The sequence below is a fragment of the Bacteroides sp. AM41-16 genome, assembly GCF_003603495.1.
GTDB lineage: Bacteria > Bacteroidota > Bacteroidia > Bacteroidales > Bacteroidaceae > Bacteroides > Bacteroides uniformis.
In genome coordinates this window covers 149,361-170,307 of record NZ_QTNE01000009.1, presented here as the reverse complement: position 1 = coordinate 170,307, position 20,947 = coordinate 149,361, and the positions used below count along the sequence as shown (strand labels likewise).

Below are 20,947 nucleotides of genomic sequence, written 5' to 3'. Positions count from 1 at the left end.
AGCCGATGTAGCTTTACGGTTGTTCTTCATTTTCCTTTTTGGTGCGGTAGGCTTCAAAACGCACTAATATTTCGTGCAGGTTCTTCAATGCTTCCACAGCCTTGCCTATCGGCGGCATCTTGCTTTTGTCGAAAGTCAGTTTCTTCAAATCGGTAGTGTACGCCGTAGCCACTTCGGGTAACGCCATGACCGCTTCGGCATCCTTGAATATCGGTGCATCAGCCAGCGACAAGTGCGAACGGGAGTTTTTATTTAGTCCGTCCTCTATCGTCACCCGGTACATGGCATCCAAGAAATCTTCCGAATGTAGGTAATCGTTATATTCCTGATTGTGGTAGAGTGCCGACAAGTCGTAAACGTCACGGATATGCTTTGCCAACAGTGCGGCTGCATCCTCATTGTAAGACAGCTTTACCAGCCTTGAAACCTTGTCGCAGATAGTCTTTCGGGGGTTGATACACTGCGTTTCAAAACTTTCCAGCCCGTAGGTGCTTATCAGTTCCTCTTGCCCGATGCTTTCAAGAAAGGCGGTCACAATCGGTTTGATAACCCGCTTGTCCGCCGGGTAGAACATCAGTTTTTTGTCCGGCAGGTCACAGGATTTTATCTCTACTTCCAAATGTTCTTTCAGTCCCACGCCTTGAAATACATTGTCATACGAGAAATACAGTTTACGGTAATTACCGCCCGTTTCCGACAAATCTTCCTTGTATATGTCACTATTGAGTTCGGCTATGTATTTGGAAAGTTTCTTGTTCAATGTCTTTTCTGCCTGCTTGGACGCACCTTTATCACCCGTGAACACGAACAAGTCCAAATCTTCCGAGAAACGTTCTATCAGCCCGTAGGCTTTGGAAAGTGAAGTTCCGCCTTTGAAGTAGGTCTTATCCGCATATTCGGACATGGAAATATCCCGCAGTATCTTCGATACCCAGTAATCCTTTTCCACGTGCGACTGCTCGTAGCCGAAATGGTCAGCCGCCAGTGCGATGATTTCCTTGAACGCTTCCTTGTCCGAATGTAAATTCATATTTCTGTCCTATGCTGTTTTATAATCCAAGTTGAACCGTGTCGTGGGAAGAATGGTCTTTGCCATTTCCGTTTGCAATACGGTTTGTCTGATGTCGCCCAGTATATCCGCCACCACCTTTCTGACACGTGGCGGGTAACTTTTCGCCAAAGATACGATTTTTTCCAGTTCCGGCAGGCTGTACCCGTTGAAATATTGGCTTTTGACCCGGTTGTAGATGTCCTGCCCGGTTGTTCCGGGTATGCGCTTCATGTCCTTTATCGCATCGAGCAGCCGCAAGTACGGGACAAGGCTTTCATCCGGATAGACCATGCAGTAGGCTTTCACGCACTCTATATCCAAGTTCTTGAAACGGAAACGGCGAACCGGGTTAGGAGTGGCTATCGTTATGGTTGTGGCTACCTGTTCGGTCAGCCCCATTTTGTTATAGATGTAAGCCCCCGTGATATAGCCGTTCAGTTTTTCAGTCAGGTAGCGGAACTGTTCATCCTGATAGACAGGCAGCTTTCCCAGCCCCAGCACTGATTTCTTGGGACGGTAGTACGCCCCCTTTTCAACCCGTACCAGTACCCCTTTGCGGCTCTGTTCGGAAAGTAGCACCGCAACATTGGCGGTCTTTTCCGTTTCAAACGATAAATCCCGGAACGTGAATATACGCCCGGTATCTATCCGTTCAATCTGCCCAAGTATCTCTTTTCTGAATGAAGCCATATTTATGTCCTTTGTTTCTATATGCAAAGATAGTATATTATGTAATCACCTGCAAAAACATAACAAAGATTTTGCCGAAGATGTTTTCTTTTTGTCGTGTCACCTGATAATAGGAGAATAACGGAAACTCAATCAAAGGCTTGCCATACGCTTCATAAACGCTTCACAAATGGCTCACAAGTATAATGCGATTTTTGTAAAACTGTTGATTATAAGCCGAAAACAATATATACAAATGGCTCACAAATGGCTCGTTTAAAGCAAGCGATTAACTTCGGTCTGTACCCGTTTTAAATCTCCAACCAACAGTTGGAGATTTACCGCACCCGGATAATTTCAAGCTCCGCAGGACAAATTCGGGCATCCCTTGCCCCCGTTTTTAGTCGCTATCTGTAGACTGGACTATTATTATACCATTCAATAATCAAATCATTATCGTTATTATGGACATTTAAAGTGAAAAAGATATTCCTATAATGATTAAAGCAATAGATGCAAATATGTATCTATATCTTTTTGTAGAAAACATTGCTCCTATACAAGAGATAGATACAGCAAATTGCATACATTTTAAACTTAACTCTGTAGTCTTAAATATACACATAGACAAAAAAGATAATGCCAAAACAAATAGTATAGCATTCAATATATATTTCAGTTTCATATTCCTTTGATTTACATTGACCTTATTAGCAGTAGCATATAAATTGCTCATCCTAACCCAATAACCAATCCTATACAAAAGAACAAGGTGAATCTCTTTTCCTTGTGTTTCAGCCCATAGACCAGCCCGATAATAGCACATAAAGGAATATTAGATGAATCTGCATTTTTTCCTTTATTTACAAGGTATTTATGACTTTCTTTGCTCAATTTGCAAATCTCACGGTTCTCATTGTTCTGTTGTAGCATACATTTATGCAACTTAATGTTCCCATGATTCAGTTTAATCTATTTTCTCTAATTCAATTGTAGCTACTTTCTCTTTATCTGGACTAATTTCATTCTGTATAATGGTTATATGTTTTTGGGTATAGCTTTTGATAATCCAAGGGGCTCCACCCAAATATAAAGCATTGCTATTAAATGTGATATATTTCCCTTCTATTGTATAAGTAATATCAATTTCATCGTAACCTTCCCAATTTACTTTCCCTTTCCGAGTATCTACAAATTGCATACCGACCCCCATATTTTGTACTGTCCAAGCCTCACAATGCCCTGTTCCACGCCATGAAGTCTGATAAAGTGCTTCGGGGGTTAATTCATTTGTCTGTTCATTATCATCGTCGCAGCTTATAAAGCTGAATGTACAGAGGAATAGCATAAGTATTCCAAGAATTTCTTTTGTTTTCATATTCTTTTTTTTAATCTCTTGTTTAACTCATTCAATCTTTATTTTGTCTCTTCGTTGAACCAACCAAAGATAAGACAAAGATAAAAAGAAGAATTCTTTGGCAGATTAAGATACTCTTGGAATATTGTTATGAATGTAAATTTCTAAACCTATGTTTATTTTTTGTTGTCAAAACTTTGCTTGCGTCTGATTCGGCTCATGTGTATGGGTGTAATTTTAAGGTAGGATGCTATTTCTTTTAGTGATACCATTTGAAGGATTGCAGGGCATTTTTTTAAAAGTTGGAGGTAACGCTCTTCCGGTGTGAATCTGAATAAATCCAAATAACGTGAATATGATTGGAAAAACATCTGTTCGGCTGCGATACGGGCTATCCGTTGGTTTTCATTATTTTCCTTGAATTTTTGCTGTAAGAATGTAGAAGAACAGATGTAAATCTCGCACGGGATTATCGCCTGTATATTCAATTCTGATTTCATGCCATATAAGCAAGTGGGATAATCGGCTATAAATTCATTTGGAAAGGAAAAACCGACATTATACGGCTTGTTTTCTGTCCGGTTGGTGCAACTGTATTTGACTACGCCTGATAAGATAAACCCGAAGAAAGAACAGGCATCACCTTCATGGAGAATAAACTCATTCTTTTTATAATGTCGTAACTCTCCATGTTTCAGACACAACTCCTTGAAGAAGTCTATGTCTATGTTACTCATATATGAATTGAATTCGGCTATCATTTGTATATAAGAGAAATGTATAAAAAATATCTGAATTTCCATGTTTGGAGTTTAGTCTGTTTTTTGTCTATATATCCAAACCGTACTAAACTTTTTTCTGTTGACTGCAAGATATAAGTACTGGCGAAAAGAGTAAGAATAAAAGGTATTTCTTTTTGACAGTATTACTTTTAATAATTTGAGGAGGAAATAATACTCTAAGTAAAGGCTTATTCTACCGTCCGAGAGCTTATTTTGCTCCAGCTTGGGGTTTTCTTTCGTTTTATTTTCTAACATTGCCATTGTTTAGAGGTTTTATCTCGATTTAGGTGCCGTAACCGGGTAATTACACTAAATAGTTGATTTTCTTTTGTTTTCTGCGGATGCAAAGGTACAAAAGAAAATGATATTTCAAAGTGTACTGAATAACAGAAAATGGCAAAAATAGAGAAAAACAGAAAATATTCAAATGACTGATAATAAGAAAGATGAATTATTTTTATTCTATAATCTCCATGTCTTGTATCGGCATTGGCATTGGGTGGTAAAGAAGCAATAGATAACATCCATATTCTAAAAACTATTCCCTACATAGAAATGTCACTCCAATCTATCGGGGATTTGAAACGAGTGCAATAACAGATTACTAACGAAGCGCGATGACGCTTAAACAGTGTTCCCCGCTAATCCATTAAAGGGTTCACATATGGTTCATACTCGAATGATTTTCTTTTGCAAAATATGCAAATTACTTGAGTTTTAGCTATTTCAAAAAACGACCAAAGGGTTCACAAAGGGTTCATCGAAAGAGAGTGAAATCATTCACTCTCTTTTTTATGCCCTTTTCAATTCTGCAACCAATGGTTGCGGAATTTCATCCCACCCGGACAAATCGGGACACCGCAGGACAAATTCGGACAGCCCTTGCCGCCCGTCCAAATATAGCATATTTAGTCGCTACCTTTGGGCGGGACTATTCCCGTAACCGCTAAAATTCCAATTATTTATGGCAAACAGAATGACCCCGCCCGCAGAGGGGCAGGAAAAAGACGTGCTGCTGGTCTTGGATAAACAGCAGGGCAAGGTGAGTGCCGTTAAGGGTATCGACAAGGAGGGCAATTTGCAGACCGTGCCGCCGACACACGGCGGCGAGTTCATGCAGGTGGACAAGAACAGCGATGTGTTCAGCAACTTCATTTCCAACTTCTACCGCAAGTATCAGGACACTTCCGGGCTGGAACTGTTCAGCGTCAAGGCTTCCGAAGCGGAGCGGGACGCAAAGGCAATCGAGGACAACCACCGCAACCCTACACCGGAGGGCGACAAGCGGGCTGAAATGCTTCGAGTTCCGAAGCCCGACTTCCACGAGTTCAAGCAGGGCTACCGCTTCGACCCGTCAAAAATCGACTGGGAGAACCTGAAAAAAGTCGGCATCACCGCCGACACCCTGAAAAACACGAAGGACTTCGACCGGGTGATGCGTGGCTACAAGTCCCGCAACACCTACACCGTTTCGGGGACGGTGGGCGGCTTCTACCTCAAACCTACCGATGTCAAGCTCTCTTTCTATCAGGCTAAGGACGGCACGGTAGTCCCCAAGCTGCACGGCGTGCAGCAGGACGAGAAACTGTTGCAACGCCCGTTCCATGAACACGGGTTCACCAAGCAGGAACAGGGCAACTTGCAAGGCACTGGCAACTTGGGCGGCATCGCTGAAATCAAAGACCCGAAAAGCGGCGAGCAAATCCCCGTGTTCGTCAGCCGGGACAGGTACACGCACGAACTGGAGTATATGCGGGCTGACAAGTGGAAATGCCCCGATACAATCTGTAACGTGCAAGTCAGCCCGGAGCAGAAAGCCGCCTTTGAAGCCGGGCAAGCGGTGAAAATGGAAAACCTGCAATTCAGGGACGGCACGAAGCGCAGTGCCTATTTGCAGGTCAGTGCGGTGGAGCGTGGCTTGGAGTTCCTGCCCCGTGCCGCCGTCCAGTTCTTGCAGCAGGGACAGCAGCCCGCAGAGCAGCAGGTAGCCGGGCTAAAGGACGGCAAGGGCGTTGAGTTCAACGGTCATGTACAGCCCGGCGCACAGGGCAAATCCCCCGACAAGGTGCAGCCGAAAGACGTTACCCCCGCCGCCGAGAGCCGGACGCAGGTAGCGGTCAATTCGGGGGGCAAGACCAACGAAGCCACCAAGCAGGGCAAAGAGCCGCTGAAACAGGGTCAGGACAAGCCCACCGCCAAGCAGAAAGAGAAGCAGGAGAAAGCGCAGGACAAGAGCCTGAAAGCGGACAAGCCCAAGAAGTCCAGAGGAATGAAAATGTAGTACCCACCTTAAAAAGTAAAGAATTATGATTGCATTGATAGCAGAGAAGCCCAGCGTGGCAAAGGACATCGCCCGCATCATCGGTGCGACCGGGCGTAATGACGGTTATCTTTCCGGCAACGGGTATATGGTGACATGGGCGTTCGGCCACTTAATCCAGCTTGCCATGCCGGAAGCCTACGGCGTGGCGAACTTCCGCAGGGAGAGCCTGCCCATACTGCCGCCCGATTTCCAGCTAATTCCCCGTCAGGTGAAAGCGGAGAAAGGCTACAAGGCAGACCCCGGCGTGCTGAAACAGTTGAAAGTGATAAAGGAAGTTTTCGACCAGTGCGACAAGATTATTGTCGCCACCGATGCCGGGCGTGAGGGTGAGCTAATCTTCCGCTATATCTTCCATTACCTGAACTGTCGGAAACCATTTGTGCGTCTGTGGATAAGCAGCCTTACCGACAAGGCAATCCGTGAGGGGCTGGATAACTTGCAGCCGGGCGAATATTACGATAACCTCTACCTTTCTGCCAAGTCCCGCAGCGAAGCGGACTGGCTGATAGGGATAAACGCCACCCAAGCGTTGAGCGTTGCCGCCGGGCAGGGGGTGTTCTCACTGGGCAGGGTGCAGACACCCACGCTCGTGATGATATGCAGCCGCTATTTGGAGAACAAGAATTTCGTACCCGCCAAGTTTTGGCAACTCAAAGCGGCGACCGCCAGCGAGGAAATAAGTTTCACCGCCCAATCGACCGCCAAGTGGGAACAGCAGCCCGAAGCCATAGCCGCCCTGCAACGGGTAAAGGATGCCGGGCAACTTGTGGTTAAATCCGTTGAGAGGAAAGAAGCCTGTCAAGAACCGCCGCTTTTGTACGACCTTACCACGCTGCAAAAGGAAGCGAACACGAAGCTGAACTTCTCGGCTGACAAGACGCTTTCCATAGCGCAAAGCCTGTATGAAAAGAAAGTGATGTCCTACCCCCGAACCGGAAGCCGCTATATCCCGGAGGACGTTTTCGATGAAATGCCGGAACGTGTCGCCCTGCTGGGGCAATACCCCCGCTTTGCCGGGTATGCCGCCGGGCTGGACGGTGCGGCACTGAACCGCCGCAGCGTGAACGATAGCAAAGTGACCGACCACCACGCCTTAATCATTACCGAGAACCTGCCCGGCGAACTTTCCAAAGACGAGCGGGCGGTTTACGAGCTGGTAGCCGGGCGTATGCTGGAAGCCTTTTCGGGCAAGTGCGTGAAAGACGTTACCACCGCCTTGCTGTCAGGGGGAGATACCGACTTCACGGTGAAAGGGTCTGTGATGAAAGAAGCCGGGTGGCGTGCCGTGTTCGGCGAGCAGGAAACGGGCGGGGATGAAGAAGCCGCCAGCCTGCCGCCACTCCAAGAGGGAGAATATTTGCCACTCTCCGGCGTGGATCTGCTCGAAAAGCAGACCAAGCCGAAACCGCTGCACACGGAAAGCAGCCTGCTTGCGGCAATGGAGAACGCCGGAAAGGAACTGGAAGATGCCGAACTGAAAGCCAGCCTGAAAGATGCCGGGATAGGCACACCCGCCACCCGTGCGGCGATTATCGAAACGCTGTTCGCCCGCCAGTACATCGTGCGTGAGAAGAAGAACCTTGTACCCACCGACAAGGGGCTTGCCGTTTACAGGATTGTCAGGGACAAGAAGATTGCCGATGTCGAAATGACGGGCATGTGGGAAACCGCCCTTGCCAAGATAGAAGCGGGCAGCATGGATGCCGACATGTTCCGAAAGGGCATTGAGGTGTACGCCGCTCAAATCACGGCGGAATTGCTATCGGTGCAGTTATCTATCGCCAATGGCGAAACTTGTTCCTGCCCCAAATGCAATAACGGGCGCATCCTGTTCTACCCGAAAGTGGCGAAGTGTTCCAACGTGGACTGCACGCTTACCATATTCCGCAACAAGTGCGACAAGCAGCTTTCCGACAAGCAGATTGTCGAGCTGGCGACGAAACGCAAGACAGGGCTAATCAAGGGCTTCAAGGGCAAGAACGGCAAGGCTTTCGATGCTTCGCTTGTGCTGGACGAACAGTTCAATATCGGTTTTTCATTTCCCGAAAAGAAAGCGAAACCGAAGAAATAGCCTATCTTTGCCACTGAAATTTCATTGTGATAGGTTTTACAACTTATAATAATTGAAATTTTAGTGGTTGCGCCCGGCGGGAACCGGGCGCATTTTTTATACGCTCCCGCCAAACAGGTAGGTCGAACAGACCACCCCGTTATCCAGCACCCTGCTTTCCGAGAGTTTCCAATGTGAGCCGAATGTTTCCCCGATAAAGCCGATGCCTTTGCCCGCCATGACTGGGACGGTGTAGATAGTCAGGCTGTCCAGCAATCCGGCTTTAATCAATGAAGTAAGCAGCTTGCCGCCGCCAACTACCAATATGTCGGTTTTCTGTTTCAGTTCATAGACCCTTTGCAGCGGTTCTTCGGTCAGGAACTCCACGCCGCAGTCCGGCGTCACGTTGGTGTCGTAGTGTGACACCACAAAAGACCGCTTGCTTTTGTGCGGCCACCCGCCCCAGTGTTCAAAGATGTAGTTGTAGGTGTTCGCCCCCATAAGCAGGCAGCTTGCGGCGGCGTGTTCCCTTGCCGCCAGTTCCTTGACCTCACGGGGCATCCAGTCCAGTTCATAGTCCGGCGTGGCGGTATGCCCGTCCAGCGATACGGCGATGTGCGCTTTGATTTGTTCCATATTGTCAGGTATTAAAGTGATATAAATCCCTACTGTCTTGGCACGTTAGCCGCAACCCCAAAAAAGAAAGCGTGGCATGACGCTGTTTCAAAGTAGAGGTACTGGCATACCCAAATGTGGAAACAGTGCAGCCACGCTATGACAAACGCATAGCATATCCTGCGCTGAATATCCCCACATTTTGAAAAGTGCCAGTTTTCTACTTTGGGACGTTCGGCGAACGTATATGTTATATATAAAGGCAATATTCCGGCAACCGCCGTCCAACTGCCGTTACTTTTCCGTGTAACTTCTGCAAAGTTAAGCAAATACCCTGAAAAATCACGTGCAAACAGAAAAAATCCTGCCGTGTTATCACAACAGGGCAGGACACAAGCACCTAAAAATACACAAGTTCAGCCCATACGCCTACGGGCAGCTTGCGTTCCTTTGAAGATGATATGAACCGATGACAAAACAGCTTTGGTTCGCCGTGTCTTTGGTGATGATGTCCCTTTCCCGCATGAAGCGGATATAGCTCTTTGCGGTGCGCTCCTTGATGTCCAATACCTGCTGCAACTGCTCGCAAAGGTCTATGTAGGTGATGCGTGTCTGCCGCCCGAAGATGTCATGTGCGACATTCACCAGTTCCCTTTCCTTGCGTTTCTCCTTTTCCTCACGGGGCTTCTCGCCCTTGTACACGTGCATCCCGGCTTCCTTGTCCCATGCAAAGAGCATCAGCGGCACGTCCAGCGGGCTTCCGTCCCTTACTTTCAGGGCTTTCACCACCGACTGGGCGGGTTCATCGTCTTTCTCTATCGAAAGGATTGTAGCCGCCTTGCGCTGCAACTCGCTGCCCAAATGTCCCCGCAGCTTCAAACCGTTGGGGACGAAATGCAGCACGCACAGAATACACGTGTTGTAGATGCCAGCCAGCCGATAAAGTTCATCTATCACCGCCACGCTTTCCGCTTCATCGTTGGCACTCTTAACAAGGTCGGCGATGCCGTCAATGACGACCAACTGGATGCCGCCGTACTGGTAGTAAAACTTATCCATGCTCTGCACAATGGCGTTCAAGCGTTCTTTGCGTGACATACCCGTCAGGCAGAACGCTTTGAGTTCATCGGGTTTGTCCGGCTGTTTGGCACGTGCCAGCAGGTTGCTTACATTCTTGAACAGTTGCACTTCCGATTGCTCGGTATCGTAAAGCAAGACCGCCTTGTGCCTGCCGTTGGCGGTTATCTGTATGCCCAGCGTATCTACTTCCGCACCAGCCGGGCAGATGCAGCCCGCCACGATTGCGGCTACATAATTGCTCTTTCCCGTTCCCTCGCCCCCGGTGATGCCGAACAGGTTGCCTTGTGTCCCCAGCGGAACGTCACCCGCCGAAATAATCTCTTGTGCTTTGGCGGGCGGGTTGTTGAAATCTATCTCGCATGATTTTAGCATAATCAATGTGTCGCTATACAGGTTGTCTAAAAATTCGATAAACAGCTTCAGGAAATCTTCACGGGTGTTCCCGGCTTTGAAGTAGTCGGATATGTCCTTTTCCTCTTTCGTTCCCGGAAGCGGGAGCAGCAGGCGTTTCACGCCAAATTCTTCCAATAGTTTTTCCTGCTTGCATGAACTTTCCCTGCCCGTCTTGTCCATGTCAAAGAGCAGGACGATGTGCTTGAAGCGGAACGTCAGCCGATAGACCAGCGTGGGAGGGATAGTCACCGTTTCGCTGTTGAAGCAGATAGCGTGAAAACCGTGCGCCGCCAGCGAAAGCACGTCTTTCTCGCCGCCCGTGATGAATAGCGTGTCGCCTTTGGCTGGCAGTTGTTCCAGCCCGAAACTGTAGTTCTCGCCGAAGCTGCCGCCGTAGAGGAAGCGGGGCGTGGAGAACGGGCGGTACAGCTTGATGTGCTGTTTGCCCTTGTAGCCGTACATGGGTTCTGCCACCGATGAAGTGTAGGTGTACGGTTTGCCCTCTGCCGTTTCGCTGTGATACTCCCGGAGCGAGCAGACCTTGTAACGTTCCAGCAGTTCGGGCGTGATGCCGTACTGTTGCCAGTACACCAGTTCGGCAAGCGGGAACTTCTGTTCCCGGAACTGGTAGGGCTTGACGGGCTTTTCGGACGTTTCTTCGGGTTTGTCCGGCACTGCCCGGCGGACGGTTGCCGGGGGAACGGAAACCGGAGTGCCGGAAGCCAGCCCCAAACCCAAGTCCCGGTCGATGATTTCCAGTATCTCCACGAAGTCAGCCGCCCGGTTGCAGTCCAGCCCCTTTAACTGCCCCACGAGGAAGAAACAGTCGCCGCTATAACTGTCGTTGCCGAAGTCTTTCATCTTGTAGATACCGCCCCGGCGGTCGAAGTAGATGTTGCAGGAAGCCTTGCTGTCCTCGTACAGCGGGTTAAGGAAGTTGCGACCTATGCGCCAGTTTCCGGGCAGGTAGTGTTTGAACACCGCCAGCCCGTTACTTGTCCTTTCTAAGATTTCCTCTTTCCTTAGCATACAACTGGTGGTTGGTTATCAGGTTGTCGATGTTCTCCTTGTTGCTCCTTATCAGGCGTTCTTCCAGCATCCGGCGTATCTCGCTGACCTTGTAGAAGTAGCGTCCCCTGATGTTGGAATAGGCGATAGTCCCCGACACCCGCAGGCGTTGCAGGGTCTTTTCGCTTATTTTCAGGAACGTGCAGACCTCGTAGCTGTCCACCCACATGTCTTCCTCGCTTTGCCTTGCCGTTTCCATGTGGTTGAAGATGTAGTCGGCAATGGCGGTAATCTTGTTGTCCAGTTCCTTGTAGGCTTTGGACTCGAATGTTATTATTTCCATAACGGTAACTGATTGATTTGCCGCAAAGTTCGGGTGTCCTGAAAAATAAAACGCCACAGATGTACCCACCTGTGGCGAAATAAATTTTGTTAAAGCACGGTTGCCTAATCCTGCTCCCTCATGCGCATCAGCAACCTGTCTTTCAGGGTGGAGAGGAAGCCCGTTCGGTCTTTGGTCTTGGCTTTTAGTTCCATGTAGGTGTGGTAGAAGTCGCCGAGGTCTATGTCGAACACGTATTCAAAGTAGGCTACAATCTCCTTAATATCAACCGTTCCCTTGTTCAGACAGCCGCAGGCGTCCAGTGCGTAGATAAGTTCCACCAACGCCCTTTTCGTCCCCGTCCAGCGCAACAGCCTGCCCATGAAGCCGTTCTTCACCCGCTTGCGCTGTTCCCGGCGTTCCAGCTCGTGCAGACGGTTGGTGAGGTATATTTCCAGCAGTTCGTTGGCTAAAATCTTGGCTACCTTGAAATCGTGACTGGTGCTGAACTGTGGGTCTGTTTCGTAATAGAAACTGTCCACGATGATTTGTATGTCAGGCTTCCCACGTATGAAATACTGCCTGTCCAAGTAGGTGGCTTTCGTTCGGTGGTACTGGTAGAACGCCAAGTTCCGCTGGAACGACCTTGAAATCCGGTCGGTTTCCGACAGCAGGTAGTCCCGCTGCACGTCCTCGCTGCCGCTGGGGAAGCGCACCTCTATCTTGTAAACGGTATTGTAATAGATGATTTTGCTCGCTAAAAGCGGTTTCAGTTCCTTGAAGAAGTGTATTTCTTCTTCCGTGCTGGCGAACGGGTAGGAGATTATAAAGGTTTTGAGTTCGCCCAGTATCTCTTGCAGGTAGTCCACGCATAGGCGGCAGAGCGTCAGCGTGTCCGCTGCGGTGTCCTCGTATTCCTGTATCTGCCATTCCACTTTTTGAAGCAGTCCGGCGAAGTATGTTTCCAACGGTATCTTATGTTCCATAACCTTGTGCTTATCTTTTATGAAGCACAAAGTTACGGGCATAAAAAATCAGTTTTATTCTTGATTTTTCACATTACGTTCTTGTAACTGTGCATTTTCTTGTTTCCTGCGCTTTTCTGCGTATTTCTCCGGGGGTATCTAAAAGATACGCCTTGCAGAAGTCGTTCAGGTTCGATGTCGATGCGAACCCGGTGGTGAACGCCACTTCGGTAAGCGTGAGGTTTGTGTTCAACAGGTAGTGTTCCACGTCCTTTACCCGTTCCTTTATCACCCATTCCTTAGCCGTGTACCCGGTCATTTTCTTTACCTTTCGCCGGAACGAGCCGTATTCCATGCCGCATTTGTCCGCCAGTTTCTCGGCATCATAGACCATGTAGCCTTTCAGACGTACCATTTCGGTGAACGTCTGCCTGCCCAGTTCCGGCAGCATCCGTTCGGCGTGGCGCAGTTCCTTTTCCGTCACCAGCAGTCGGTTGCCCCTTACCGGGTTTCTCCGCAGCAGGTGGAAAGCGTGGCATACCGTGTTGTACACGTTGCAGAGGTACTGCCGTCCCGGTCGCATCCAGTGGAGCGCATCGCAGTAGGCGGTCAGTTCGGGTATCTCGTCCCGCTTGCGGTGCTGTTCCGCCAGTTCGTCAAGTATGGCGTAATGGGTGGTGGACATACCCAGCAGGATAATGATTGCCTTGTAGTCCTTGTATGCCGCCAGTGTCGGCGTTTCCGGCAGGCTTTTGAGCGTGTCGCACACGTGGGCGCACAGCCGCCCGTCCTTGCTGAACGGTTCAAGTTCCAAGTAGTTGTCCATTTTCCGGCTGTTGTGCAGCAGCCATGTTACCTTTTCGTCCAGTTCCTTGCAGGACGCTTCCAACTCCGCTTCGGGAGCGGGAAGCAATAATGATGTAATCCGTTGTTCCATATCTGATGTTTTATATATGAATGACATATCATTTGTTCCACTTCACGCAATCCGTCCAACCCCATTCATCGGACAGCCATGTTTCTAAGAAGAAAAGTACAAAGGGCAGCAGGAACAGAAAATATGCCTGTACTGCGCTGATATGCTTAGAGCGGCGGTAGCGGTTCAACAATGCCTGTACACGGGCTTTCCTGTATCGTGCAAGAATAAATACACAAATAAGCAAAAACATTGCACCTAAATAGCCAAGATGTAAGGACGACCATTCCGGTACACTGTTAATCAGGAGAAAGTTGCCGGGCAGAACTACTACCCACCACCAATACCAAAACAGCAGTATAAAACCTGACATCCGCCCTATCTTCTTGCCCCAAACCTCTCCCTTGAAATATAGGTAGTCAAAAAAATAGTATCTGTAATTCGTCCGGTTTGCACGTTGCTTCACTCGTTCAAAATAGTTATCTGTATTTTTTATTCCTTTATTCATAATGGCTTGGAAAGGAACGCCGTCAGATGCTATCTTTCGTTGTTACTAACTTATTTACAAATCCCAATCCGGTGAATAAACACCCAATCCCAATAAGGGGATAAACAATGCCACATAAGACTGCAAGCATATTCAATCCTCGTTCATCTCCCGTGAAGCCGTCTAAACAAACAGCTTGCAATATGAAGTTTGTAATTTGCCAATCCAATAAACTTTGGTCTATACAGATAAAGGCAAGCCACAAAAGGATAGAGCAACATTCCAAACCCAACAATAACATTATGGTTTTAGGCTGCATTGCATATAGTTTATAGACCTTGTAGATTACCAGTATATCTATTATTACAAGCATACCCAAAAGACAATATTCCATAATGCCATATATTCCGAACAGACGACCAAAGCCTAAGCCACCACAAAATAATGTTATGGCTATCAGCAAAGCACTGAAAGCTGTCAATGCTATTATGGATTGAACAGTTTTATTCATCGCACTATTGTTAATGGTTAGCAGGGAACGGCTTGTCCGTTATCCTGCGTTGTTAGCTGTATCTATTTTAGAAAATCCAAATCAAAATAATATTGATTGTCATTCTTCGGATTTATGTAAATCGTTGCCACTCCATAATATTGCAATAGCATTTCCAATGAAACTTTTTCCTTCAAAATTGCATCACTGCGAAATGTTTTTGTCTTTCCTTTGTATGGGGTGGTGTACGTCACGGTGCATATTGCAGTGGACACTACTTGTTCACTATGATAAATGTCAGGAAACAAAGAGCCGCTAACACCATTCCAAAACTGGGTTTCCCATGAATTGAATACCTTAAAGACTGGCTCTTGCATCCTTGACTTCTTGCTACTCCATTTCTGCGCACTGACTTTACATTGGCTTAAATCAACCGATAATCGTGTTCCATGCTTTTTTATCTGTTTGATTGCCTGCCTTGCTCTATATCTACGAATAGCAGCACCTATAAGATTGTGATTTAACCATACAAGCAATAAAACCACTCCCGGTATTCCAATGGCATACCACCTTCCGGCAAAACAAATGCCCACACCGAATACATAAATCCAAATAAAAATAAATCCAAGTATTCTCAATATTTTATTCTCATAGATTTTCATGTCATATAATTACAGCTAATGCCTTGAATGCTTAGAAAGGAGCATCGTTAGATGCTATCTTTCGTTATTAGATATCTATTGCCCTTTCTCGCTTGAGGATATGGAACTAAAGTTGCCTTTATAATTCGATTATTACAGTTAAATGGTACATAAGCCACTTTACTATCAATACTTAATGTGTCGTTTAGCTGTTTCAAATGGGAGTGCTCATTTTGTAATAAAACTTCCGTTTTTGAAAAGTCCACAGAACTGCATATCGGATAGAAACCGGAAAAACAAGTAGGCGTTATGTAAGCTGCTTGATTTTCATAATCAAAGAACAGGAAACGGTTTCCGTCTGCCACATTATCATACACAGCAAAGCAATCAAACTTTCTCACTCCATTGATTGTATAGCTTTGCACGAAGTCAATATTGCTATCATCTACCGCTTTCAACTCAAAAATGACCTTCTTTTCATCGTGCTGATTAAAACACAGCCTATATAGAGTTTCAAATTCTGTTTTTTCTGTTTCTATATAAAGGGTATCTTGTTCAGTCAAAAAATGATACTTTACTGAATTTTGTTCCACATAGCCGTTTTTCGCTATAACATAGCTAAGTGGGAAAAGGAACAAACAATACAATACAAATATTCTCATGTCTTTATATCTAATGATTAGAAAGGAGCATCGTCAGATGCTATCTTTCGTTGTTACTAACTTATTAAATCTTTATTGTATAATTTTTAGCCAATGACGATGTGTTATTATAAAATAAAGTAATACAACCAAAATGGGATAAATCATCCATGATATGAAGGAAGAAACCTTTTGGCTATTAAATATCAGAGGTTTACTCCTTATAATTTCCATACCTTTTTTCCTTTTGATATAATACGAACAGAATGTCTTGTATAATAAAACATAGATTATGATGAAAAACACAAAAGGGGTTTTATAATTGAAATTCTCCTCTATCAGTAGATATGCCAATACTATAACAGGAAGAAATAATATTCCACATATTATCTGTATCGTCCGCTCATGTGGATTTTCCAATATAAATTTATCCCTATTAAATATGAATATCTGATAATACATCGCATCTAAAATGAATTTTATCATAAAGAGTTATTCGTATTGTTAGTAATGGCTAAGCGGGGAACGCTGTTAGGCGTTATCACGCTTTGTTATAAACTCAAATTACTTTGCATGATTGGCTTTTATTTACCCACCATTCCTGTTCTTCCACCTCACGAGCCTTTTGTATCTCGTCCGTTGTCAGATTTTCATTGTGATAGGCATTATATAGATTTTCCCAACCATTCTTACGATATTTCGGTGATACAATCCATTCGCCTGCATCATTAAACAGGCAGAAGTTTGCAGGAGTATCGGGTATAATCTCATCTGCCCAAGAACAGACTTTTGTCAGTCCCTTTGCGGATTTCCACTTACCCCGATATTCAGATAAGTTCAATTTCAGTTCTGCTATTTCATTCCGTCCTTTCTCTATTTGCTGTCCGCTCATCCGATACCCCTGCTTGAAAGAACCGGAGAATGTACCGCTATATCGTTTATCTCCGTATTCCGCAAACGAGTAATACCCGTATATGAAACCGTCCAATTCCGTATATTCACTTTTTATCATTTGGGAACAGGAAGAAATGCTATCTACACAAACCTTTCCCTTAAACGGACAGATTACGGATAATCGGGTACGACTGATACCCTTTATCTCATATTCTCTACTATCCATTTTCCGAACTTCGGTAATATGAATATCAATTCGGCTACAATCTTCTCCTAATATGCCAATCATGCTTAAATTGTCAAACAAGCCCGAAAGGTCTTGCTGCAAAATATCTGCTTTGGGATTTTGTGAATAGGCTACTCCACAAAACCAAAAGAGTAAAAAGATAATGATATGGTATATTTTCTGTTTCATATTTTGCATTACTGTTTATAATGGCTAAGCGGGGAACGCTGTAAGCGTTAGCCCGGTTTGTTAGTAGCTATTTATTATTCAATCGGTTTCTTTCCAGTATTAGGTTCACTTCCTTTTCTGTATGGGAATATTTCTTTTTTGAAACCATACCTACAAACTCTAAAGAAGAGTCCAATAATGGGGATATATCTCCATCAATTACATCATCAAAATGCAAGAATTTGAGTTTCTTCATTCCTGCCAAAAATTTCAAGTCTTTTAGACTTGAAATACTAATCTGCTTAATCGTATTGTTGGGTACTAATTGGGTTAAATCTTGAAGTCGTTTACAGTTACGTAATCTAAGTATTTTAACTCTTGATAAACGGTTCAAAACACTAATGTCCGTTATGTTATTGCAATAATATAATGATAATTCTTTAAGTCTATTTGAATTACATAAACCTCTAATATCTATCATTTTTCGAGAACGAACAATCTCCAACGTTCTTATGTTAGTTAATTGACATAAACCATTCAAATTTATATTTTTGGCATCCCATAGTGTCAGTTCTTCTAACAAATTCATGCTTTTCAGTTCTTTCAAATCTTCTGATTTGAGATTATAAATATGCAGTCGTTTCAAGTTTATTAAAGTATCTACATTTTCTGTTTGTTTTGTATGATAATACTTCAATTCTTCAAGTTTGGGAAACAAACTGAAATCAATAGTAAAGACCTTGTCAATCCAAAGTCCCAATTTTTTTAAGTGCGGTAAAACACTTAGTTGATTTAAATTGCATGGTTCTATTGTAAAGTCGTACCCTGAAATAATCAAGGTTTCAATAAAATCATATTCACATATTAGACTTACATTTAATGTGTGTTTACAGGAAACACCACTGATGCCGATGTCGTCCGTTGATATTAAAATATCATTATAGCCTTGATTTTTTGCAAACTCTAATCCTTCTCTTAAATAGAGAGGAGATATTATTAACCGATTTACATCTGGTACTTCTTTGAAATGTTCCATACTACTATTTGTTTCTGATTGCTACTAATGGTTCAGCAGGGAACGGCTTGCCGTTATCCTGCGTTGTTAATGGTATATTTATATTTTCCCTTTACTATAAAAAGCCTCTAAAACAAAGAGAAACAACGAAAGGAAAATGTATAATATAAGTATCAATAGATTATTCTTATTAGGCTTTTCATTAAACTTCTCTATGACAGCTTTATACCTTCTTTTCCAGTAGAAACGAATACATAAAAGAATGAATATCAGCCCTAAAGACACATTATACATTGTTCGCGTTGGATAAGGCAATATTTTATATTGTTCCAATACTCCCCATATTGTGTGAATATTACAATTCAGAAATACAGCGAGAATTAACAAAGCTGCATAAACCGCTATTTCGGAATAAGAACTGTATTTCCATAGCCTATAAAATTTGAAAAATAAATAATCTATCATACTTAATTACCATTAATGGTTTGACAAGGAGCTGCGTTTAGCAGCTAACTTGGCTTGTTATCAGTGATTTATTTTGCGATACCTGCACATGTAAATTTTAATCCTGTGATTGAATTTTGCTTCACAAAATCTACAAATTCATCTGTGCAATAATAATTGTTATTAAACAGACTATCCCGAAATATGATATATGAACCGATATTTCCTTTATTGAAAATACCATTATTATCCCTCATCATCTTCAAGATTTCTTCATTGCTCTTGGACTCTATATTTAAGGCATCGACTGTATTCAATACATTTATAAAATAATAACCTGAAGCGTTCCCGTCCACATTGACAGGTAAAACTTCTATTTGCCCTTTCAGCTTTTCAGAGAGTAATAAGGAAGTTCTTTTATTTACTATCAGACAACCGGAAAAATAACAAGATGCATCAAACTCCTCACTTCGTTTGTCTTTCTTTTTCCTTTTATCTCTAAACAGTTCCAGACTAAGCCCTTTCCACTCATTAATAAGTGATTGACCATTATAATCCCAAACGCCTTTATTTGACTCATCATCTTCCTTGAATACAAAGAACTTGTAATTATCAAAGTCTTGTCCAATTTCATATATATTCATAATGTTACACTATTTAATTACTGATAATGGTTCAGCGGGGAACGCTGTAAGGCGTTATCACGCTTCGTTAACATCATATTTATTCTCACACCAGTGTACCATATCAATAAACCATAATCACGAGGTCTTTTTGCGCTTCAAAGGCTTCATCGAAAATGAAATTCAGGTCGTCCATTTCCTGCTCATAGTCATAATCTCCGATACCGTTACCCTCTTTCAGCGAGGTGTATTCCGTACGCTTACTCTCCAATTCAGAAACGGGTATGCTGATAATATAGGGAAAATCACTGCTCAATGGAATAGGGATGAATGTACTTTGACTATCCAGTTGCCAAAGGTTTTCCGCACAGTAGATTTGCGTTCCATAATGGTTGCAAATCTTTTCATATACATACCCGTACATGAAAGCAATTTCGGGATAACGGATTTTTCCGTTCACAATGTCTGCTAATACCGCATAAGCATCTTTATCCGTGTTTAGGCTATTGCTGAAAGAATCGTTCAAACAGTCAAGTTCCTGCTTCAACGCAACCTTTAATTGGTTTATAAGCTGATTATCACAAGCCCCGTAAACAGACCTTACCTTATCGGCTTCTATCAAATATGCACAAACAGAGTAACTCATACCTTTTCTTTATTTAATGTTGTCATTCCAATGTACCATGTCGTATGGATAGTAGGGCAACCCTTTCAGGCTGCTATCATTCAGCCCCAAGACCTTGACCAATGCACCGCTTTCAAAACACCAATAACCGTCATGGTTGATACCATATTTATGGTCGTCATGCCAAGATAAATCAGAATGTCCTCGATACCATTCTTTTTTGAGGTATTTTTCTAATCGTTTCATCGCTTCTGCCTTGTCTTGTTCAGCCAACTCTGTAACAGTGATAGCTGCTTGATAGGGTGACGGATATAATACTTTGTTTGTTGTCCTTTCCCAATCAAGAAATCTGTATCTAATCAAGGTGTCATAAATATAGTCTTTTGCTTCCCTGTCTTTTATCAGTTGAACCAAACTTTGTATAAGGTTGTCTTCGTAATCCAACATAATGCCTATTGACAGAAGCCATAACATTTCAATATAAAATCCGTTATCCGTCCAAAATCTCGGCATCGTTTTGAGGGTTTCCACATAATTATTTTTCAGATTATCAATATCCTGTCCCATAGAATACTGTACCAATAAAGAACGAAGCCTATAATTGAACAAAGAATCGTAACCTATATGTTTACCTGAAAGATGCTTTTGTTCATAATAAAGAATTTCTTCATTATACAATTTCAGTTGCTTTAAATACTGTTCTTCTGTAAAAAGTTTATCTCTTGTTTCCATTATGGTACACTGTTTTGATGTTAATGGCTGGACGGGGAACGGCGTTAGTCCGTTATCCCGGCTTGTTATGAACTTACTTTACCTCTTGTGCCTTTTTATAATTTGCATAGCGAGCATTTAGAGTGTCCCGCCATTCTTGACTTGGGCAAGAGTTTATTAATTGAATATACCTATCATCATCAACACAAACGGACTCTACAAGTCTTAGTAAGCTCCACTGCAAATCATAAAAAGCATTTTCAGGGAAGATTTGTACCAACACCATAGCTTCATCAAATGATATGGGGAATTGTATTTGTTCTAATAAAGTATCATAAGCATTTATCAACTCATCAATGCTATCAGAATCATTGATACTTTCATTAGGCATACGACCTAAATCTTTCAACTGTAAAATTTCATTTCTCATATCGTGTACTCTAATTGTTCA

Annotated in this window: 22 protein-coding genes; 2 read left to right on the top strand and 20 right to left on the bottom strand. The window is 43.9% G+C overall.

All coding sequences use genetic code 11. The annotated features are described in order from the left end of the window. Positions 1-13 precede the first annotated feature (13 nt). From DW896_RS10545 to DW896_RS10520, 4 genes are all read right to left on the bottom strand, one after another. Entirely contained in the window at positions 14-1,030 is a 1,017-nt protein-coding gene (locus tag DW896_RS10545; protein ID WP_119993208.1) for a nucleotidyl transferase AbiEii/AbiGii toxin family protein, read from the bottom strand. Positions 1,031-1,039: 9 nt separating this feature from the next. Beyond that, the gene (locus DW896_RS10540; RefSeq protein ID WP_004309978.1) at positions 1,040-1,741 is read right to left on the bottom strand and encodes a DUF6088 family protein; all 702 of its coding nucleotides are present in this window, start codon (positions 1,739-1,741) and stop codon (positions 1,040-1,042) included. A 946-nt stretch (positions 1,742-2,687) separates the two neighbouring features. Next, positions 2,688-3,098 (bottom strand): hypothetical protein, encoded by a 411-nt coding sequence (locus tag DW896_RS10525; RefSeq protein WP_004309979.1) that lies wholly within the window; start codon positions 3,096-3,098, stop codon positions 2,688-2,690. 155 nt (positions 3,099-3,253) lie between these two features. Then, complete coding sequence (locus DW896_RS10520) at positions 3,254-3,880, bottom strand: Crp/Fnr family transcriptional regulator (RefSeq protein ID WP_004309980.1); 627 nt, start codon at positions 3,878-3,880, stop codon at positions 3,254-3,256. A 943-nt stretch (positions 3,881-4,823) separates the two neighbouring features. Here DW896_RS10520 and DW896_RS10495 point away from each other — a divergent pair. After that, positions 4,824-6,140 (top strand): DUF4099 domain-containing protein, encoded by a 1,317-nt coding sequence (locus tag DW896_RS10495; RefSeq protein ID WP_117959301.1) that lies wholly within the window; start codon positions 4,824-4,826, stop codon positions 6,138-6,140. A 25-nt stretch (positions 6,141-6,165) separates the two neighbouring features. Then, positions 6,166-8,253 carry a type IA DNA topoisomerase gene (locus DW896_RS10490; protein ID WP_119993205.1) on the top strand — a complete coding sequence of 696 codons (2,088 nt, stop codon included), beginning with the start codon at positions 6,166-6,168 and terminating at the stop codon, positions 8,251-8,253. A 96-nt stretch (positions 8,254-8,349) separates the two neighbouring features. On the opposite strand, the gene DW896_RS10485 is transcribed toward DW896_RS10490, so the two are convergent. The 16 genes from DW896_RS10485 to DW896_RS10400 all read right to left on the bottom strand — a co-directional run bounded on the left by DW896_RS10485 (position 8,350) and on the right by DW896_RS10400 (position 20,926). Further along, the gene (locus DW896_RS10485) at positions 8,350-8,868 is read right to left on the bottom strand and encodes a dihydrofolate reductase family protein (RefSeq protein ID WP_118420328.1); all 519 of its coding nucleotides are present in this window, start codon (positions 8,866-8,868) and stop codon (positions 8,350-8,352) included. A 408-nt stretch (positions 8,869-9,276) separates the two neighbouring features. Further along, positions 9,277-11,349, bottom strand: coding sequence for a bifunctional DNA primase/helicase (locus DW896_RS10475; protein WP_007565634.1), 2,073 nt, complete (start codon positions 11,347-11,349; stop codon positions 9,277-9,279). Next, a complete protein-coding gene (locus DW896_RS10470; protein WP_007482646.1) occupies positions 11,312-11,740 on the bottom strand; it encodes a helix-turn-helix domain-containing protein in 429 nt (142 codons plus the stop codon). Before DW896_RS10470 ends, DW896_RS10475 begins: the two co-directional genes overlap by 38 nt. A gap of 35 nt (positions 11,741-11,775) precedes the next feature. Then, positions 11,776-12,678, bottom strand: a complete 903-nt coding sequence (locus DW896_RS10465) for an RteC domain-containing protein (RefSeq protein ID WP_007482647.1) — start codon at positions 12,676-12,678, stop codon at positions 11,776-11,778. A 31-nt stretch (positions 12,679-12,709) separates the two neighbouring features. Continuing rightward, positions 12,710-13,552 (bottom strand): AraC family transcriptional regulator, encoded by an 843-nt coding sequence (locus DW896_RS10460; protein WP_032535963.1) that lies wholly within the window; start codon positions 13,550-13,552, stop codon positions 12,710-12,712. Between the two features lie 28 nt (positions 13,553-13,580). After that, positions 13,581-14,039, bottom strand: coding sequence for a hypothetical protein (locus tag DW896_RS10455; RefSeq protein WP_118418008.1), 459 nt, complete (start codon positions 14,037-14,039; stop codon positions 13,581-13,583). A gap of 22 nt (positions 14,040-14,061) precedes the next feature. Next, positions 14,062-14,529, bottom strand: a complete 468-nt coding sequence (locus DW896_RS10450; RefSeq protein WP_007482656.1) for a hypothetical protein — start codon at positions 14,527-14,529, stop codon at positions 14,062-14,064. Positions 14,530-14,591: 62 nt separating this feature from the next. Then, positions 14,592-15,170, bottom strand: coding sequence for a hypothetical protein (locus DW896_RS10445; protein ID WP_007482658.1), 579 nt, complete (start codon positions 15,168-15,170; stop codon positions 14,592-14,594). Positions 15,171-15,217: 47 nt separating this feature from the next. After that, the gene (locus DW896_RS10440; protein ID WP_007482659.1) at positions 15,218-15,811 is read right to left on the bottom strand and encodes a hypothetical protein; all 594 of its coding nucleotides are present in this window, start codon (positions 15,809-15,811) and stop codon (positions 15,218-15,220) included. Between the two features lie 72 nt (positions 15,812-15,883). After that, positions 15,884-16,276: a hypothetical protein gene (locus DW896_RS21875; RefSeq protein ID WP_007482662.1), complete on the bottom strand. Its 393-nt coding sequence runs from the start codon at positions 16,274-16,276 to the stop codon at positions 15,884-15,886. Between the two features lie 73 nt (positions 16,277-16,349). Then, the gene (locus DW896_RS10430) at positions 16,350-17,099 is read right to left on the bottom strand and encodes a hypothetical protein (RefSeq protein WP_007482664.1); all 750 of its coding nucleotides are present in this window, start codon (positions 17,097-17,099) and stop codon (positions 16,350-16,352) included. 67 nt (positions 17,100-17,166) lie between these two features. Then, positions 17,167-18,114, bottom strand: a complete 948-nt coding sequence (locus DW896_RS10425; RefSeq protein WP_007482667.1) for a hypothetical protein — start codon at positions 18,112-18,114, stop codon at positions 17,167-17,169. 512 nt (positions 18,115-18,626) lie between these two features. Then, positions 18,627-19,181 carry an imm11 family protein gene (locus tag DW896_RS10415; protein ID WP_117542726.1) on the bottom strand — a complete coding sequence of 185 codons (555 nt, stop codon included), beginning with the start codon at positions 19,179-19,181 and terminating at the stop codon, positions 18,627-18,629. A 103-nt stretch (positions 19,182-19,284) separates the two neighbouring features. Continuing rightward, positions 19,285-19,806 carry a hypothetical protein gene (locus DW896_RS10410; protein WP_117588480.1) on the bottom strand — a complete coding sequence of 174 codons (522 nt, stop codon included), beginning with the start codon at positions 19,804-19,806 and terminating at the stop codon, positions 19,285-19,287. Between the two features lie 9 nt (positions 19,807-19,815). Then, positions 19,816-20,517: a PoNe immunity protein domain-containing protein gene (locus DW896_RS10405; RefSeq protein ID WP_005643591.1), complete on the bottom strand. Its 702-nt coding sequence runs from the start codon at positions 20,515-20,517 to the stop codon at positions 19,816-19,818. A gap of 73 nt (positions 20,518-20,590) precedes the next feature. Beyond that, complete coding sequence (locus tag DW896_RS10400; protein WP_007570681.1) at positions 20,591-20,926, bottom strand: hypothetical protein; 336 nt, start codon at positions 20,924-20,926, stop codon at positions 20,591-20,593. Positions 20,927-20,947 lie beyond the last annotated feature (21 nt).

Excerpts from the sequence above, each read along its gene's own strand:
- DW896_RS10545 (WP_119993208.1), bottom strand. The coding sequence starts at position 1,030 with ATGAATTTACATTCGGACAAGGAAGCGTTCAAGGAAATCATCGCACTG.
- DW896_RS10445 (WP_007482658.1), bottom strand. The coding sequence starts at position 15,170 with ATGAAAATCTATGAGAATAAAATATTGAGAATACTTGGATTTATTTTT.
- DW896_RS10410 (WP_117588480.1), bottom strand. The coding sequence starts at position 19,806 with ATGAGTTACTCTGTTTGTGCATATTTGATAGAAGCCGATAAGGTAAGG.
- DW896_RS10525 (WP_004309979.1), bottom strand. The coding sequence starts at position 3,098 with ATGAAAACAAAAGAAATTCTTGGAATACTTATGCTATTCCTCTGTACA.
- DW896_RS10415 (WP_117542726.1), bottom strand. The coding sequence starts at position 19,181 with ATGAATATATATGAAATTGGACAAGACTTTGATAATTACAAGTTCTTT.
- DW896_RS10490 (WP_119993205.1), top strand. The coding sequence starts at position 6,166 with ATGATTGCATTGATAGCAGAGAAGCCCAGCGTGGCAAAGGACATCGCC.
- DW896_RS10475 (WP_007565634.1), bottom strand. The coding sequence starts at position 11,349 with ATGCTAAGGAAAGAGGAAATCTTAGAAAGGACAAGTAACGGGCTGGCG.
- DW896_RS10465 (WP_007482647.1), bottom strand. The coding sequence starts at position 12,678 with ATGCCCGTAACTTTGTGCTTCATAAAAGATAAGCACAAGGTTATGGAA.
- DW896_RS10450 (WP_007482656.1), bottom strand. The coding sequence starts at position 14,529 with ATGAATAAAACTGTTCAATCCATAATAGCATTGACAGCTTTCAGTGCT.
- DW896_RS10400 (WP_007570681.1), bottom strand. The coding sequence starts at position 20,926 with ATGAGAAATGAAATTTTACAGTTGAAAGATTTAGGTCGTATGCCTAAT.
- DW896_RS10520 (WP_004309980.1), bottom strand. The coding sequence starts at position 3,880 with ATGGAAATTCAGATATTTTTTATACATTTCTCTTATATACAAATGATA.
- DW896_RS10485 (WP_118420328.1), bottom strand. The coding sequence starts at position 8,868 with ATGGAACAAATCAAAGCGCACATCGCCGTATCGCTGGACGGGCATACC.
- DW896_RS10540 (WP_004309978.1), bottom strand. The coding sequence starts at position 1,741 with ATGGCTTCATTCAGAAAAGAGATACTTGGGCAGATTGAACGGATAGAT.
- DW896_RS10460 (WP_032535963.1), bottom strand. The coding sequence starts at position 13,552 with ATGGAACAACGGATTACATCATTATTGCTTCCCGCTCCCGAAGCGGAG.
- DW896_RS10405 (WP_005643591.1), bottom strand. The coding sequence starts at position 20,517 with ATGGAAACAAGAGATAAACTTTTTACAGAAGAACAGTATTTAAAGCAA.
- DW896_RS10495 (WP_117959301.1), top strand. The coding sequence starts at position 4,824 with ATGGCAAACAGAATGACCCCGCCCGCAGAGGGGCAGGAAAAAGACGTG.
- DW896_RS21875 (WP_007482662.1), bottom strand. The coding sequence starts at position 16,276 with ATGATAAAATTCATTTTAGATGCGATGTATTATCAGATATTCATATTT.
- DW896_RS10440 (WP_007482659.1), bottom strand. The coding sequence starts at position 15,811 with ATGAGAATATTTGTATTGTATTGTTTGTTCCTTTTCCCACTTAGCTAT.
- DW896_RS10430 (WP_007482664.1), bottom strand. The coding sequence starts at position 17,099 with ATGAAACAGAAAATATACCATATCATTATCTTTTTACTCTTTTGGTTT.
- DW896_RS10425 (WP_007482667.1), bottom strand. The coding sequence starts at position 18,114 with ATGGAACATTTCAAAGAAGTACCAGATGTAAATCGGTTAATAATATCT.
- DW896_RS10455 (WP_118418008.1), bottom strand. The coding sequence starts at position 14,039 with ATGAATAAAGGAATAAAAAATACAGATAACTATTTTGAACGAGTGAAG.